Raw genomic sequence first — 15556 nt, forward strand, 5'->3', positions numbered from 1 at the left:
GCGTTTGTGTCGAAGCCACCGGACGATCACTCATCCGGTGTGTGCAGCACCACGTTCTGCCGGGCCTGGTCTGGCAGCGAAACGTCGGCGGCGCGCAGCGCCTCAACTAGGGCTTTGCGCACCTCGGAAGCGGTGATGACAAAATCCGACCGGCTCGAATCACACCAGAACTCCACATCGAACACCAATTCGGTCTGGCCCAGATTGCTGAGCCGCACCGAGGCTTCCGGCGTCGCCAGCACGCCCGCTGTGGCTTGGGCTGCGTCGCGCATGATGTGGCTGATTTTGCCGATATCGATTTCATAGCCGAGGCTGCAGACGACCTTGCCGCGGCGGATCGGTGCCGCCGTGTTGTTGGTTACCCGCGACGTGAAGGTTTCGGCGTTCGGCACCAATACGCGGCGGCCATCGTAAGTGCGTATCTGCGTTGCGCGCAGCTCGATGCGCTCTACGCTGCCCTCGGTGTCGCCGATGATGATCTGGTCACCCAGCTCGAAAGGTCGCAGCGTCAGAATCAGCAAGCCGCTGACGAAGTTGGAAAGAATGTCCTTGAGGGCAAAACCCAGCGCCAGGCTGGTCAGGCCCAGGCCGGTCGCGAGCGTACTGGGTTCCAGCCCGAAGGCGCTCGCCGCCACGATGAGGCCGAGCAACCAGACGGTGTAATAACTGACCTGGCGGACCAGATTCTCCACGGTCAGGTCGTTGACCACGCGGCTGAAGACCATTCGCATCAGGGCGCGCACGCCGGTCGCCAGCCCCCAGAACAGCAGCAGTACCAGCACCGCCGCCAGGATGCGCGGAATGATATTGATGGCCGATTCGAGCAGGCGGGCGAACGCTGTTTCAACGCTTGCCTGGACGGAGGTGACGAAGCGGCTGCGTTCTGAGCCTCGGCGCTCTACTGCGGTCGCCAGCGCTCTATCGATCAGCGCGGCCCATTCCTGGGCAAGCGTATCCAGGGCTTTGCCATTGGCGTCGGCGTCCATTGGCGTGACCATTACCAGCGGCCGCCCGGCCACGCTGATCTGGCGATTATCGCGCAGCTCACCGGTTTTCTCGATGCGCGCGCGGGTGATGCCTTGAGGCGTTTCCAGGACAGCGGCCAGATGCTTTTCGACCTCTCGCGCCCGCGGTCTGGCTTCGAGCGCTTCGTTGGGCCCGATGCGGAACAGGGCACGGCCATCGAGGCGCACCGTGGCAACGCTTTCCTGCGCCTGCAACGGCGGCGACGCCAACACCAGCCAGACGAGTGACAGCACGACCAGCCAGATCGGGTGACGTGACTGCGAAATGATTAGGCGCTTTTGCATGAGGAGATTTCGGCTATCCAAGTCGGTTGGCCCGCATACGTTGCCGAAACGAACAGGCCGCCGGAAAATCCCGGCGGCCTGTCGATAATGCTTTTGTCAGCCTCGCTCAAAGGGCCCGCTGGCCATTGCATACGCGGGTTCGCCGGCTACTGGGGCTGGTCAGAACACCAGCATGAACAAGCCGATTACCACCAACAGACCGATCAGGAAGATGATTCCGACAGTGCTTCCCAGAAACTTCAGCATGAGGATGACTCCTGTTGCAGTGGGTTCACTAATTCCGACTGAGGCACGCTGTGATCGTTCAGAAAAGCCGCTGGCCGGGCCGGTGATCGCGGCGGCTACGATCAGAGGTTCTTCCAGATCAGCTGCAAGCCAGCCAATAGCATGCCGAGGCGGGCGATTCGGTAAAACCAAGTGTGATCGATGCGTTTGTGCAGCCAGAGGCCGGTCCAGACGCCGAAGGGCACGATGGGCGCCAGCGTCAGGCTCAGCAGCAGATTCTCGCGGCTGAATTGGCCGAGCGCGGCGTAGGGAATCAGCTTGATCGCATTGGTCATCAGGAAGAACAGGTTAATGGTCGCCACGTAGCGCAGCTTGTCCAGGTGCTGCGGCAGCAGGTGCATCAGGATCGGCGGGCCGCCCGCATGGGCGACGAAGCTGGTGAACCCGGCAATCGAGGAGAGCAACGTTCCGCGCCCACGCTGTAGCGGCCGTGGCTTGTCGTTGCGGGTGATCAGCCCGAGCGCTACGAAGCTCACCGCGATGGCACCCATCATCAGGCCGATCATGCGTTCGTCGAGCATGCCGAAGGTCAGTGAGCCGAGCGCGATGCCGATCAGCGCACCTGGCAACATGACCTTCAGGTTGGCGACGTCCCATTTGCCGAAATAGGCTTTCAGGCCTACCACATCCGCCAGACAGAGAATCGGCAGCATCACGGCGGCCGCCTGTTTCGGCGAGATGGCCAGTGCCAGTAGCGGCACGGCGATGCCACCGAGGGCTCCACCGAAACCACCTTTGGAGACGCCGGTGAGAAAGATTGCAGGCAGGGCGAATAGCAGAAAATCGGATAGGGTCATGGCTGGGTGTGTTCAGAACCATCGAAATGCGGCGTGTGGCGTTCGGTTTCGCCGCGCGATGATCGCACGTTTGCCGGCCTGTTTCGCTTGCACAGTGGATAGGTTCCGGCTGGCAGTGGTCAGCAGAAGTGGAAGCACATGCCCTTGCGTTTGGCTTGGCAGGGTGCGAGATCCTCGAGACAGGTGACCTATGACCGCATCTACCTTTTCGCTAACGCTTCCGACTGAAAGGCACCGAGCGTTGGGCAAAGCGCTGCGAATCGGCTCCGTGCTGATGCTCATAGCCGTTCTTGCGAGCGAGAGCAGGGCGGACGAGGCGGCTGATCTGGTCAGCCTGATCAATGGTTTTCGTAGCTCCACCGAGGCCTGTAGCGGTGGCGAGGATAACGCGGTGGGACCGCTGGCGCCCTCCGATGCGCTCGCCGTGGCGCCAGCGACAAGCGGGCCGCAGTTGCAACGTGCACTGCAGGCGTCGGGGTATCAGCCAGCGAAACTGCAAGCGGTTTCGGTGTCCGGGCCGGGGAATGCGCAGGCTGCCATGAGTGCACTCAGGCAACGTTATTGCGCCGCGCTGCGCAGTGAGGAGTTTGCCGAAATCGGTGTGTCGAGGCAGGGCAGTACCTGGCAGGTGTTGCTTGCCAAACCACTGCTTTCGCCTGATTTGGGCGATTGGCAAGAGGCTGGCAAAGCGATCCTGGAGCGAGTCAACGAAGCGCGCACGCAACCGCGTAAATGTGGCAGTCAGGCCTTCGGCGCAGCGCCGGCGTTGCGTTGGAACGACCAGCTGGCCGAGGCCGCGTTGACACATAGCCGCAATATGGCCAGTGAGGATTTCTTCAGTCACCAGGCTCCGGATGGCAGCCAGGTGAACGATCGCGCCAGCCGCGCCGGGTATCGGTGGAATCGGATCGGCGAAAACATCGCGGCCGGGCAGGGCTCGGTGGAACAGGCCGTGGCCGGCTGGCTCGCCAGTCCTGGGCATTGCGCCAACATCATGCGACCGGACTTCACCGAGATGGGAGCCTCTTATGCAACGAACCCGGACAGCGCGGCCGTCGTCTATTGGACGCAGGTGTTCGGTACGCCGCGCTAGGCTCCGTCGCGGCCGCGACGAAACGGGAACAGACCCTAGCCCTGGCCTTCCAGCCAGTTATGCGCTTCGGTGCTCTGATGCTCATCGAATGCCTTCATCGTAAGGCCGGGAATCAAAGCGCCTTCTATTTCGCTGGCCTTGCGTACCCATTCCTTGGCGCAAACCACGGCGCAGCGGTCGAAACGGCGGATAAAGCGAAACAACTGGGGAATCCGCGACAGCTCTACGCCCATCGCACCCAGCGTTGGCACGTCGAAGTCACCGATTCGATAGAGCATCTGTCCGTGCGTAATGCCTTCGGATTTCCTTATCAGCTCATCGAGTGCGAAGCGCATTTCGCTGCTGTCGAGCTTGCCGGAGAAATCTACATCGATGCGCTTGTCGCCTATGCGAGTGACATGAAACATGGTGAGTTCCTCTAGTGACGCCATCCGGTAAGAACGACCGTACCCTCACCTGACCATAGTCGTTTTCACTCGTTCGAGCCCGGCCGATGGCATCTCCGCTGGGAGGACGCGCTGCCTAGGGAACACTCTGCGTTCCGGCAGGACGGGGGGGTGTCTGAAGATGAGCTGCCACTCAGAAGCGTCGGAACTATCAATCCGATTGGTGCAATCCGATTGGTGGCTTTTTTGCACTTTTGGGGGAGATGTTACGGCGTCCCCGCACATGGAGGGCGGGGACGGAGGCGGGACGTGGATATCAGTCCTGGCGGCTGGTCACTTCCAGCAGGTGATAACCGAACTGGGTCTTCACCGGGCCCTGCACGACGTTGATCGGCGCGCTGAACACTACGGTATCGAACTCCTTGACCATCTGGCCTGGGCCGAACGAACCCAGATCGCCGCCCTGACGGCTGGATGGGCACGTGGAGTTGTCTTTGGCAACTTGGGCAAAATCAGCGCCGCCTTCGATGGCAGCTTTCAGTTCGTTGCACTTTTCTTCAGTGGGAACCAGGATGTGGCGGGCGGTGGCTTTGGCCATGGGTTGTTACTCCGTCTTGAGAAGGCGCTGAGCCTACCGCAATCGGGTAGCGATTCAAACGCCGGTAAAGCGTCCGCAGACAGCGAGCCGCAAACGCCGCGGACGATCAGGCAGCGTCTACATCTACCGTTTTCGTCGCGGTAGGCTGCGCATCCAGGTATCGCTGCAGTCGATCTTTTTCCTGTGCAGTGAACGCCAGGCCGAGCTTGGTGCGGCGCCAAAGAATGTCGTCCACCCGAGTGACCCATTCTTCCCGGCGAAGATAGTCCACCTCCAATGCGTACAGATCCTGCCCCAGCTGCTCACCCAGATCGGCAACATCGCGCGCCTCCCCCAGCATGCGCCAGGCCCGATTGCCGTATAGGGTTGCCCAGCGCTGCGCCAGTGGCAGCTCTAAACCGTGCACCTTCGCCGCCAATGTTTCGGCCAGTGCGTTGGTCGTGCTCATGCCTTCGCCGCCGGGAAGGCTGGCGCTGGCCGTCCAGCTCGCGCCCATGGCCGGGAAGAAGGGTTTGAGCTGAGCCATCGCCGCCTCGGCGAGCTTGCGGTAGGTGGTCAATTTGCCGCCGAACACCGAAAGCAGAGGAGCCTGCTTATGCTCGGCGACGAGCGACAGGGTGTAATCGCGCGTAACGGCCGAGGGGTTATCGGACTCGTCGTCGCACAGCGGGCGAACGCCGGCAAAGGTATGCAAGATGTCCTTGGGTTCCAGTTGCTTGCGGAAATGAGTGTTAGCCACGCCCAACAAGTAGACGATCTCTTCTTCGCTGATGCTGACCTCGGCCGGATCGCCGTGATACTCGCGGTCCGTGGTTCCGATCATGGTGTAGCGATCCAGATACGGGATGGCGAACACGATGCGCCGATCCTCGTTCTGCATGATGTAGGCCTGCTCACCTTCATACAGTTTAGGCACGATGATGTGGCTGCCCTGGATCAGGCGAATGCCGTAGGGCGAGCGCTGCTGCAGGTTTTCGCCGATGAACTGTGCGACCCAGGGACCCGCCGCGTTGACCAGTGCCTTGGCGCGTAGCGAGAAACGCGTACCGTCCTCGCGTTGCAACTCGACATGCCAGATGCCACCGCCACGCTTGGCGCTCAGGCATTGGGTGCGGGTATGGATGTGCGCGCCTTTTTCTCGCGCGGCCATGGCGTTGAGTACGACCAGGCGTGCATCGTCGACCCAGCAATCGGAATATTCGAAACCGCGCCGTATCGCCGGTTTCAGCGGGCTGTCATCACCGAAACGAAGGCTGCGTGAGGCGGGAAGCTTTTCCCGCTTGCCGAGGTTGTCATAGAGAAACAGCCCGGCGCGAATCATCCAGGCAGGGCGTAGATGTGGGCGATGGGGCAAGACGAAACGCATCGGCTTGACGATATGCTGCGCCTTGCGCAGCAGCACTTCGCGTTCGGCCAAGGCTTCGCGTACCAGGCGAAACTCGTAATGCTCAAGATAGCGCAGGCCACCGTGGATCAGCTTGCTGCTGGCCGATGACGTGTGGCTGGCGAGATCGTCGCGTTCACAAAGGAACACCGAGAGGCCACGACCTGCCGCATCTGCAGCGATGCCTATACCATTGATGCCACCGCCGATAACGGCGATGTCGTACAGCTCGGAGACGGTCTCAGTCACAGGATTCTCCACAAGAACGAACATTCACTTTCGAATATGAACATCGTAGCGCAGAAAAAATCCTCCCTCTAGAGCAGATGTTCGTTTTTTATATCAAAAGAAAATAATCGAACCTATATGAGCTGGTGATTGGAGCTGTACGGTCGGCCGGCGGCGTTCCGGTTTAGGCCACGGCGTCGGAGTCTGGATTCTGAATTGGTGGGCTGAAGCCCACCCTACAGTACGCAGGCGACGGCTCGGTTAATTCATGACTACACCTAAGTCTGCCGCCGATCATCACGCGACCCACCGTAGGGTGGGCTTTAGCCCACCAGACGCCCTAGGCGCGTTGATACGGGGCTCGACCTCTCAATGACGATCAGCCCGTCACTTCCAGCTTCACGCTGTTCCGTGCCAGCAATTCGAGGAAGGCTTCCGGTGGCTGGGCCTCGGTGAACAGCATATCGATCTGTTCCAGCGAACCGAGGCGGGTCATGGCGTTGCGGCCGAACTTGCTCGAATCCGCCGCCAGGAAGACCTTGCGGGCGTTGTTGATGATGGCCTGGGAGACGCGGACTTCCTGATAGTCGAAATCCAGCAGGGTGCCGTCCTCGTCGATGCCGCTGATGCCGATCAGGGCGAAATCCACTTTGAACTGGCTGATGAAATCCGCCGTGGCCTGGCCGACCACGCCGCCGTCGCTGCGCACGTTGCCGCCAGCGATCAGCACGTCGAAGTCTTCCTTGGGGCTGAGGATGCTCGCCACGTGCAGGTTGTTGGTGATGACCTTGAGGTCGCGATGGTTGAGCAGGGCGTGAGCAATGGCTTCGGTGGTGGTGCCGATGTTGATGAACAGCGAGGCCTGATCGGGAATATGTGCAGCCATGGCATCAGCGATGCGCCGTTTCTCGTCGCGCATCTGTCGGGCGCGCTGGGTGTAGGCGGTGTTCTGCACGCTGGAGTCATGGGCGGCGCCACCGTGGTAGCGGCGCAGCAGGCCGGCTTCACCGAGCTGATTGATGTCGCGGCGGATGGTCTGCGGCGTCACCGCGAACTGCTGCGCCAGCTCTTCGATGCTGACGTAGCCGCGTTCGCGCACCAGTTCGAGAATGCTCTGCTGTCGTGGGGCCAGACTCATGAAGGCTTCCTTCTTATCGATATGCCGGGAAGCATGCCGCAGTCTGGCGCGTGATTAAAGAATTGTTCGTTTGCGAATAGAAACGCCCGGCGCGGAATCGAATCCGGGCCGGGCGCCGCGTCGTTAGCAATGCCGGTTTTGGATGTTATTCCTCTTCCCAATCCCGAGTGCGGCCGACGGCTTTCTTCCAGCCTTTATAGAGCGCTTCGCGCTTCGCGTCGTCGCATGCCGGTTCGAAGATGCGCTCGATGGTGGCCTTGCTGCGCAGCTCGTCGAGGCTGCTCCAGAAGCCGGTCGCCAAGCCGGCCAGATAGGCCGCACCGAGGGCGGTGGTCTCCTTCATTTCGGGGCGCTCCACATGGGTGCCGAGCAGGTCGGCCTGGAACTGCATAAGGAAATTATTGGCCACCGCGCCGCCATCCACACGCAGCGAACGCAGGCGCTCGCCGGCGTCCTGCTGCATGGCGTCGAGTACGTCGCGGGTTTGATAGGCGATGGATTCCAGCGCGGCGCGGATGATGTGGTCGACCTTCACGCCGCGGGTCAGGCCGAACAGTGCGCCACGGGCGCGCGGGTCCCAGTAAGGCGCGCCGAGGCCGGTGAACGCTGGCACCAGATAGACGCCGTTGCTGTCCTTGACCTTGGTGGCGAAGTATTCGGAATCCAGCGAGTCGTTGATCACCTTGAGCTCGTCGCGCAGCCACTGCACGGTAGAACCGCCGTTGAAAATGGCACCTTCCAACGCGTAATTGACTTCACCCTTGGGCCCGCAGGCGATGGTGGTCAGCAGGCCGTGCTCGGACTGCACGGCTTTAGTGCCGGTGTTCATCAACAGGAAACAGCCGGTGCCGTAGGTGTTCTTGGCCTGGCCGGGCTCGACACACATCTGGCCGAACAGCGCGGCTTGCTGGTCACCGGCAATGCCGGCGATGGGAATGCCGGTGCTCTGGCCGGAGCCGAGATAGGCGTGGCCGTAAATTTCGGAAGATGAACGCACCTCGGGCAACATCTCGCGCGGGATATCCAGCGCCTCCAGCATCACTGGGTCCCAGTCCAGCTTATGGATGTCGAACAGCATGGTACGCGAAGCGTTGGTGTAGTCGGTGACGTGGGCTTTGCCCTGGGTCATCTTCCAGATCAGCCAGCAATCGACGGTGCCGAACAGCAGCTCGCCGCGGCGCGCGCGTTCGCGGCTGCCTTCGACGTGATCGAGGATCCACTTGATCTTTGTGCCGGAGAAGTAGGGATCGATGACCAGGCCAGTGGTCTTGCGGATGTGGTCTTCCATCCCGTCACGCTTAAGCTGATCGCAGATCGGCGTGCTCTGGCGGCTCTGCCAGACGATGGCGTTGTAGATAGGCCGACCGGTGAGCTTGTCCCAGACGATGGTGGTTTCGCGCTGGTTGGTGATGCCGATCGCCGCGACCTGCTCGTTGGTGATCCCAGCCTGCGCAAGGGCTTCGACGAAAACGCCGCTCTGGGTGGCCCAGATTTCCATGGGGTCATGCTCGACCCAACTCGGCTGCGGGTAGATTTGCGCGAATTCGCGCTGGGCGATGGTGATCACGTTGGCGTTGCGGTCCAGCACGATGGCACGGGAACTGGTGGTGCCCTGGTCGAGGGCGACGATGAATTGCTTGTTGTTCTGGTTGCTCATAGTGACGATTCCTTAACGAGCTTCGTGGGCAGTGACATCGTGTTTGTAATTGTTGCGATCCGTCTCCGAGGCGTCGCAGGCGCCCGCACCCAGGCTGGGCAGATGCTTGCAGATCAGTACTTTATAGCCCGCCGCGCCGATGCAGGCGCCCAGCACCGGGGCGATCAGCGGAACCAGGAAATAAGGGATGTCCCGGCCGCCAGTGAAGGCGATCTCGCCCCAGCCAGCGAAAAACGTCATCAGCTTCGGTCCGAAATCCCGCGCGGGGTTCATCGCAAAGCCGGTCAGCGGGCCCATTGCGCCGCCGATCACGGCGATGAGCAGACCGATCAGCAACGGTGCCAGCGGGCCGCGGGGCAGGCCGTTGCCGTCATCGGTCAGCGCCATGATCATCCCCAGCAGGATAGCGGTAATCACCACTTCCACCAGAAACGCCTGGCCGATGGAGAGCGACGGATGCGGATAGGTGGAAAACACCGAAGCCAGCTCCAAACTGGCAATGCTGCCGCGCGTCATCTGCTGTGCCTGTTCGAAATCGAAAAACAGGCTGCTGTAAAGACCATAAACCAACGCAGCGGCGCAGAACGCGCCGGCTGTCTGGGCGAGGATGTAGGCGGGCACCTTGTTGCGCTCGAAGGTGCCGAACAGCCAGAGCGCGATGGACACCGCAGGGTTCAGATGAGCGCCCGAAACGCCAGCGGCGAGATAAACACCCATGCTGACCCCAATGCCCCAGATAACGCTTATTTCCCAAAGACCTAGATCAGCGCCGCCAAGCTTTAAAGCGGCCACGCAACCGGTGCCAAAGAAAATCAACAGCGCGGTGCCTAGGAATTCGGCAATGCATTGCCCCCGTAGCGTCGGGGTGGACGGGTTACTCATGCGCAGAACCTCTTCTGGAGACTGTTGTTTTTATGATCCGAATACTGCGAGGGTTCGGAAATGTTCGGAAGCGAAAACTTAAGGTCAAAAGAAGGCGCTGTCAAAGTAAAAAACAGAACATTTCAACGGAAAACTGACGAAAGGCCGTAACGCCAGTTGCGGATGGCAGATTTCTGACGCGAGGGGGAGGGTTTGGCTGCGTAAGGCGCGTTCGAGGCGTGCCGTACCCGCCGAGTGATTCGATCTGGATAGGGCTTGTAAGGGAGACTGAGCCGGATCGCGGCTGACGAAGGGGCGCCAGCTACGATCCGATAGATACGACACTCGCTTAACTGATCAGCGGTTCCTCGACCTGCGCGGCGCCGCGCTCGGTCTTTTGTGGCATGGCTTCGAAGCCATCTGCCTGGGCCATGCTCCAGATGCGTGCGAAGAATTCGCTGTCGATCTGCCCCTTCAACAGCGCACCTGGTTGGACGAAGTAATACAGCTGTGAGAACAGCTTTATTTCCGTCGAGCTGACGCGCCGGATCAGGTGGTGCGGGCCCAGTTCGGCAGGGTGCGACAGCCCGGCAGCCGCGAGCAGTTCAGCCAAGGCATGCACGGTGTTGCGGTGAAAACTGAACACCCGATCAGCCTTGTCCGGCACTACCAGCGCGCGCTGGCGCAGCGGGTCCTGGGTGGCGACGCCGGTGGGGCAACGGTTGGTGTGGCAATGCTGGGACTGGATGCAACCGATCGCGAACATGAAGCCGCGGGCCGAATTCACCCAGTCCGCGCCCATGGCCAATACGCTGGCGATGTCGAAGGCACTGACGATCTTGCCGCTGGCGCCGATGCGGATGTGTTCGCGCAGGTTGCAGCCGACCAGCACGTTATGCACGAACAATAGGCTTTCGCGCAGGGGCATGCCGATGTGGTTGGTGAACTCAACGGGCGCCGCGCCCGTTCCGCCTTCCTTGCCGTCGACCACGATGAAGTCCGGATAGATACCGCTCTGCAACATGGCTTTGACGATGGCGACGAATTCCCAGGGATGGCCGATGCACAGCTTGAAGCCGACCGGCTTGCCACCGGATAGCTCACGCAGACGTGCAATGAAGGTCATCAGCTCCAATGGCGTGGTGAAGGCGCTGTGACTCGCCGGCGAGATGCAATCCAAGCCTTCCGGAATGCCCCGCGTGGAAGCGATTTCGGCATTGACCTTACGCCCCGGCAGGATACCGCCGTGCCCAGGCTTGGCGCCCTGACTCAGCTTGATTTCGATCATCCGTACCTGTGGGTCCCGCGCCTGGACGGCGAAGCGATCCGGGTCGAATTCGCCGGTCTCGGTGCGGCAGCCGAAATAGCCGCTGCCCAGCTCCCAGACCAGATCGCCGCCGTGCTCGCGATGGTAGCGGCTGATGCTGCCTTCACCGGTGTCGTGGTAGAAGCCGCCAAGTTTGGCGCCTCGGTTCAACGCCTGAATCGCATTGCCGCTGAGCGAGCCGAAACTCATCGCCGAGATATTGAACACCGAAGCGGAATACGGCTGTTCGCACTGCGGACCGCCAATCGATACGCGGAAGGTTTCCGGATCGCTGACCGGTGCGGTGCGGATCGAATGACCGATGCACTCGTATCCAGGTTCGTAGACATCGATCAGCGTGCCGAAGGGTTTGTCGTCCATCTCGTTCTTCGCCCGCGCATAGACCAGCGACCGCTGTGCGCGCGAGAACGGCACGCGATCCTGATCGCTTTCCAGCAGGTACTGACGAATTTCCGGGCGGATACCTTCGACCAGGTATCGAATGTTGCCGAGGATCGGGTAATTGCGGCGTACCGCGTGTTCGTGCTGGCGCAGATCGTAGATGCCCAGCAGCGTCAGCAGGGCGGTGATGCCGAACAGCGGCCACACCCAAGGGTGATTCAGAAACGGCAGGCAGAGCAGGGCGGTCAAGGCGCAGAGAACGAAAAATGCGTAGCGGCTGAACAGCGAGATATTCATCTATGAACCTGTCGAGAGGATTGGCGTGACCTGCCAGAAAGCGGGAAGCCTATCGCACTAGCCTCGACCCGCCTAACCGTGGGCCGAGGTAAATCCCGCTCAAGGATGCAGACGTGAGGTCGTCGCCGGGTCGGACTGTCCAGCAAAGAAGGCGTCCAGTACCGCCTGAAACAGGGGCCGCTCGGGCGCGACGCTGGCAAACAAGGTCATGCTTGAGCGCAACTTCATATCGTCTGGCGAGCCGAGAATCTGCCGCGCCGGGAGGTCAGTGTGCTGCAGCGTCGCCTGCGCGCATTCTTCCAGCCGTGCTCCCAGCAGTGGATGCTGCAGATAGGCGAGCGCCTCGTCCGTGCTGGAAATGGCGTAGCGTCGCGCCATCTCGCTATGGCCGAGCCCGGCGATCTGTGGGAAGACGAACCACATCCAATGGCTCTGCTTGCGGCCATCGCGCAGTTCCGCCAAGGCGCGGTCGTAGATGCCGTCCTGGGCGGCGACGAATCGTTTCAGGTCGTAAGGGTCCTGCATAAGAAAATCCTCAATCGCAACCGCGTTGCTCATCAGACCGTGCCGCGCCGGATTCGATGTGACCGCCCTTTACGCCTTGTTTACATCGCACTGACGCCCGCTGACCGAGCGGTGTTGTTTGATGGCTACGGGGAAAAGCCCCATCCGCAAAAGGAGACATTTCATGTTCGGTCGAATAATCAAAGTGAGTCTGCTCGCCGGCTGCCTGGTCATGGCTGGCACCGCTTCGGCCTCTGATCGCAACGTTGTGGTTCCCGCACTGGCGGGCGCGGCGGTGGGAGCGGTGCTGGTTGCGGTGTTATCGAAGTCCGATGATGACCATCACGAATATAGACAGCCTCGGCATGCTCAGTATCGCCCTCACGCCCGTTATCACCGCGAGCCTCCACGCATGGTGAGATACCGGCCAAAACGCGTTGAATATGTAATGGTAGAGCGTCGGGATTGGCGAAGAGGGCATCGTTAATAGCCAACGAGAGGCGGGCGCCCTGACAACTCATAACTGTTTGAGCTGACGGGGCGCCCGCCAAGTCTCGCTACGTTTTCACCCGGCTCGAAGAACGCCTTTTGGCGCCTGGCTGGTCCTTGGCCCGCTGTTCCTGAAAGCAGTTCTGACATAAACGGAATTGTCGCTCTGCCATCGGCATCGATCTGCCGCATTGTTTGCAGTTGCGGTTCTCGCCAGACAGGCGACGGCGGTCCGAATTGCGTGGTTTGCGTTGCCGTGACAGCTCCCGAGTAATCGCGCCGTTGAGCAGGCTGCGATGCTGTTCGGCCTGTTCCAGCGCCGGAAAGTGCGTGGGCAAGGTGCGAGCCAGATGCAGGTAGGTTTCGATGACATGCAGCGAGCTTTCCAATGTCGCCAGTTCGGCATCGATGATCAACCGCGGCAGCGGGACTTCTTTGTCCTGCGCGACCTTCTTCAGCCATTGCTGGGCGAAGATGCTGGCGGGGCTGTCGAGACCGCCGCGGATCGGCGTACAGGCGAAAATCCAGCGCAGCGGCAAATCGGTGGTCGGGTCGTCGATCAGCTTGATCCACTCGGCCAGCTCGTCCGGCAGCACCGAGATGAATTCATCCCCGTAGTTGATGTTGCGATTGAAGGTCAGCCAGGCACGCAACAGGCTGGGTTCGTCCATCAGCTCGGCAATTGCCTGAAGATGTTCGATCGATGGCCGGACCTGGAACTGCGACAGGTCCACCGGCAGATCGTCGCTATGGAACAAGCGCTTGATCGACTGCAGCGTCTGCGCATCCAACGCCGTGATAAGGCCACTGTCGTGGTGACCGAAACGCCCGGCACGCCCGCCGATCTGCTTCACCTCTTGAACCTTTAGCTGACGATTCTGAATGCCGTCGTACTTTTCGTCGGTATAGAAGCACAGCGTATGCGCCGGCATGTTCAGGCCCATGCCGACGGCATCGGTGGCGACCATGATGTCCGCCTCGCCTTCGCGAAAGCGCCTCGCCTGCTCGCGGCGCACTTCCGGCGACAGCGCGCCATAAACCACCGAGACGCTCTTGCCGGTCATCTCCAGCATCGCCTTGAGTTCCAGCACCGTCTTGCGGCTGAACGCGACCAGCATCGAGCCCTCATCGAGCTGCTTGAGCGTGGTCGAGCGGCGCGCCACTTCGACGGGCGACAGACGTTTGGTGCGCTTGACCACCAGTTCGTCCGCGCACAGATCGCAGAGCGTTTTCAGCGAGGGTTGGATCAGCTCCGGACCGGTCATGATGAGGTCCGGCGTATAGGCGCTGACCAGCGCATCGACCCAGGCCCAGCCGCGCTGCGAATCGGCCATCATTTGCACCTCATCGATGACCACCACATCCCAGGGCTGATGGCGGAAGCGCGCAAATTCTTCGACCGTGCAGCAGTAGTGCGTGGCGCCTTCGCGGATGATTTCCTCTTCGCCAGTGACCAGCGAGCAGGGCACGCCCATGGTCTCGATGCGCTCCTGGTTTTCCAGCGCCATCAGCCGCAGTGGCGACAAGTAGATGGCATTCTCGACGCCAGTCATCGCCTCGATGGCCTGGTGCGTCTTACCGCTGTTGGTCGGGCCGAGCAGGGCGGTCCAGGTGCGGGTAATGCGCCGCGCAGCGTAGAGCTTGTGGTAGTGCACGAAGCGCGGGTTGTTCTCCAGCAGCACCGCGAAGGCCATCTTTTCCTTGTGGTCTTGGCGGGCGAAGCGGATGGTCCGGCGCAGTTTCTTCGGCTCCATCATGAACACTTCGGTCAGCCGCTTCTCGCCCAGCAGCTGCAGGTCGAAGTCGCCGGCTTCCTCGATCGTCATCTCGAACTTGGCCAGCAGATCCTGGCGATCCTGTGCTTTCAGTTCGGCCACTTCCTGGTCGTTCAGCACATGGCCTTGGCCGCCTGGAATGCGCCGCTGCAGGTCCACCGCGACCTCGCCGTGACGTAGCTCCACGACATAGCGCAGTTCGTGCTTCACCTCGTTGAGGGTATCGAACGCCTTGGCAGCAAAGTCATCGAGGCGGGAGAGTCTTGCCGGCAGGCGATCCAGAACGCGCGTCTTTTGCTCGTCTGTCATACCGGCGAAGGGGCGCTCCAATACATGCAGACGATCCCGGACCAACCCTTCGATGGCGCCGTCCACGTTGGTTTCGAAGCCGTCGATGGAGGTGCTATCGGCGATGCGCAGCGCGAGGTCGGATTCCAGCAGGTTCTGTACCGGGCCGCAGTCGAGCGTTTTCTCGACGCCGAAGATATCGACGTTGCAGCTGTAGTCGTTCAGATCCCGATTCAGCAACCGGCCAATCAGGCTCTGGGGATCGGCGCTCTCAAGGTTGGCATCGACCGTCGGCTCGTCCAATCCCAACCAGAACAACCGCGCCGCGCGACCGATCTCGGGGGGTTGGTGGCCGATATAGGTGCTGAACCAATTTTCCTGATGGTTCTTCTTCGGCACGAATTCAGGATGACGCTCCGCAGCCCAGCTCATAAAACGCTGTAGTCGCTCCAGCTTTAGGGAGTTGCGGTGTTTGACTTCGGCCTTGCGCATGATCGACGCCTCTCTGATCAGTTCTGCTACCAGAGTATGGACAATCCTCTGGCCAGTTCCGATCGCTGTTTGCAATCTTCAGCCGAGGACGCGACCCGATCCGGGCTAGCGGTACCGCGCTGAACGTCTCTGACAGGGCAGAGTCGCAAATCAGGTATGCCGTTTCGGAAACACAGCCGGAGGCGCCGTCCAAGCTGGACGGGACCGCCCAGCAGTGATGGGATTCTCGCTATCGAGGTCGCTCAGTAAATGCATGGTTTTGGCTC

General features: G+C 61.0%; 13 protein-coding genes. 1 reads left to right on the forward strand and 12 read right to left on the reverse strand.

The genetic code is table 11. The annotated features are described in order from the left end of the window. Positions 1–26 precede the first annotated feature (26 nt). The 3 genes from AC2LD7_RS14600 to AC2LD7_RS14610 all read right to left on the reverse strand — a co-directional run bounded on the left by AC2LD7_RS14600 (position 27) and on the right by AC2LD7_RS14610 (position 2392). The gene (locus AC2LD7_RS14600; protein WP_484598457.1) at positions 27–1310 is read right to left on the reverse strand and encodes a mechanosensitive ion channel family protein; all 1284 of its coding nucleotides are present in this window, start codon (positions 1308–1310) and stop codon (positions 27–29) included. Positions 1311–1469: 159 nt separating this feature from the next. Then, a complete protein-coding gene (locus AC2LD7_RS14605) occupies positions 1470–1556 on the reverse strand; it encodes a small membrane protein YohP (protein ID WP_484598482.1) in 87 nt (28 codons plus the stop codon). Positions 1557–1657: 101 nt separating this feature from the next. After that, complete coding sequence (locus AC2LD7_RS14610; protein ID WP_484598458.1) at positions 1658–2392, reverse strand: sulfite exporter TauE/SafE family protein; 735 nt, start codon at positions 2390–2392, stop codon at positions 1658–1660. A 274-nt stretch (positions 2393–2666) separates the two neighbouring features. Between AC2LD7_RS14610 and AC2LD7_RS14615 the strand changes: the two genes are divergently transcribed. Then, positions 2667–3485 (forward strand): CAP domain-containing protein, encoded by an 819-nt coding sequence (locus AC2LD7_RS14615; protein WP_484598459.1) that lies wholly within the window; start codon positions 2667–2669, stop codon positions 3483–3485. A gap of 35 nt (positions 3486–3520) precedes the next feature. Here the strand turns inward: AC2LD7_RS14615 and AC2LD7_RS14620 are convergent, their stop codons facing one another. The 9 genes from AC2LD7_RS14620 to AC2LD7_RS14660 form a co-directional block, all read right to left on the reverse strand. After that, on the reverse strand, positions 3521–3892 hold the full coding sequence (locus tag AC2LD7_RS14620; RefSeq protein ID WP_484598460.1) for a SpoIIAA family protein: 372 nt from the start codon (positions 3890–3892) through the stop codon (positions 3521–3523). Between the two features lie 295 nt (positions 3893–4187). Further along, the gene (locus AC2LD7_RS14625) at positions 4188–4469 is read right to left on the reverse strand and encodes a peptidylprolyl isomerase (RefSeq protein WP_484598461.1); all 282 of its coding nucleotides are present in this window, start codon (positions 4467–4469) and stop codon (positions 4188–4190) included. Between the two features lie 106 nt (positions 4470–4575). Beyond that, positions 4576–6126 (reverse strand): glycerol-3-phosphate dehydrogenase, encoded by a 1551-nt coding sequence (glpD, locus tag AC2LD7_RS14630; protein ID WP_484598462.1) that lies wholly within the window; start codon positions 6124–6126, stop codon positions 4576–4578. A 334-nt stretch (positions 6127–6460) separates the two neighbouring features. Further along, complete coding sequence (locus AC2LD7_RS14635) at positions 6461–7219, reverse strand: DeoR/GlpR family transcriptional regulator (RefSeq protein WP_484598463.1); 759 nt, start codon at positions 7217–7219, stop codon at positions 6461–6463. A 145-nt stretch (positions 7220–7364) separates the two neighbouring features. Continuing rightward, positions 7365–8876 carry a glycerol kinase GlpK gene (glpK, locus tag AC2LD7_RS14640; protein ID WP_484598464.1) on the reverse strand — a complete coding sequence of 504 codons (1512 nt, stop codon included), beginning with the start codon at positions 8874–8876 and terminating at the stop codon, positions 7365–7367. Between the two features lie 12 nt (positions 8877–8888). Further along, positions 8889–9758 carry an MIP/aquaporin family protein gene (locus tag AC2LD7_RS14645; RefSeq protein ID WP_484598465.1) on the reverse strand — a complete coding sequence of 290 codons (870 nt, stop codon included), beginning with the start codon at positions 9756–9758 and terminating at the stop codon, positions 8889–8891. Positions 9759–10086: 328 nt separating this feature from the next. Continuing rightward, a complete protein-coding gene (locus AC2LD7_RS14650; protein ID WP_484598466.1) occupies positions 10087–11742 on the reverse strand; it encodes an FMN-binding glutamate synthase family protein in 1656 nt (551 codons plus the stop codon). A 99-nt stretch (positions 11743–11841) separates the two neighbouring features. After that, positions 11842–12267, reverse strand: a complete 426-nt coding sequence (locus tag AC2LD7_RS14655; protein ID WP_484598483.1) for a DUF1810 domain-containing protein — start codon at positions 12265–12267, stop codon at positions 11842–11844. A 536-nt stretch (positions 12268–12803) separates the two neighbouring features. Then, entirely contained in the window at positions 12804–15290 is a 2487-nt protein-coding gene (locus AC2LD7_RS14660) for a helicase-related protein (protein ID WP_484598467.1), read from the reverse strand. Between the last annotated feature and the right edge of the window lie 266 nt (positions 15291–15556).

It is taken from the genome of Stutzerimonas sp., assembly GCF_982611455.1.

Bases quoted from the DNA above. Each gene is read 5' to 3' on its own strand.
- AC2LD7_RS14600 (WP_484598457.1), bottom strand. From the start codon at position 1,310: ATGCAAAAGCGCCTAATCATTTCGCAGTCACGTCACCCGATCTGGCTG.
- AC2LD7_RS14605 (WP_484598482.1), bottom strand. From the start codon at position 1,556: ATGCTGAAGTTTCTGGGAAGCACTGTCGGAATCATCTTCCTGATCGGT.
- AC2LD7_RS14610 (WP_484598458.1), bottom strand. From the start codon at position 2,392: ATGACCCTATCCGATTTTCTGCTATTCGCCCTGCCTGCAATCTTTCTC.
- AC2LD7_RS14615 (WP_484598459.1), top strand. From the start codon at position 2,667: ATGCTCATAGCCGTTCTTGCGAGCGAGAGCAGGGCGGACGAGGCGGCT.
- AC2LD7_RS14620 (WP_484598460.1), bottom strand. From the start codon at position 3,892: ATGTTTCATGTCACTCGCATAGGCGACAAGCGCATCGATGTAGATTTC.
- AC2LD7_RS14625 (WP_484598461.1), bottom strand. From the start codon at position 4,469: ATGGCCAAAGCCACCGCCCGCCACATCCTGGTTCCCACTGAAGAAAAG.
- glpD (WP_484598462.1), bottom strand. From the start codon at position 6,126: ATGTTCGTTCTTGTGGAGAATCCTGTGACTGAGACCGTCTCCGAGCTG.
- AC2LD7_RS14635 (WP_484598463.1), bottom strand. From the start codon at position 7,219: ATGAGTCTGGCCCCACGACAGCAGAGCATTCTCGAACTGGTGCGCGAA.
- glpK (WP_484598464.1), bottom strand. From the start codon at position 8,876: ATGAGCAACCAGAACAACAAGCAATTCATCGTCGCCCTCGACCAGGGC.
- AC2LD7_RS14645 (WP_484598465.1), bottom strand. From the start codon at position 9,758: ATGAGTAACCCGTCCACCCCGACGCTACGGGGGCAATGCATTGCCGAA.
- AC2LD7_RS14650 (WP_484598466.1), bottom strand. From the start codon at position 11,742: ATGAATATCTCGCTGTTCAGCCGCTACGCATTTTTCGTTCTCTGCGCC.
- AC2LD7_RS14655 (WP_484598483.1), bottom strand. From the start codon at position 12,267: ATGCAGGACCCTTACGACCTGAAACGATTCGTCGCCGCCCAGGACGGC.
- AC2LD7_RS14660 (WP_484598467.1), bottom strand. From the start codon at position 15,290: ATGCGCAAGGCCGAAGTCAAACACCGCAACTCCCTAAAGCTGGAGCGA.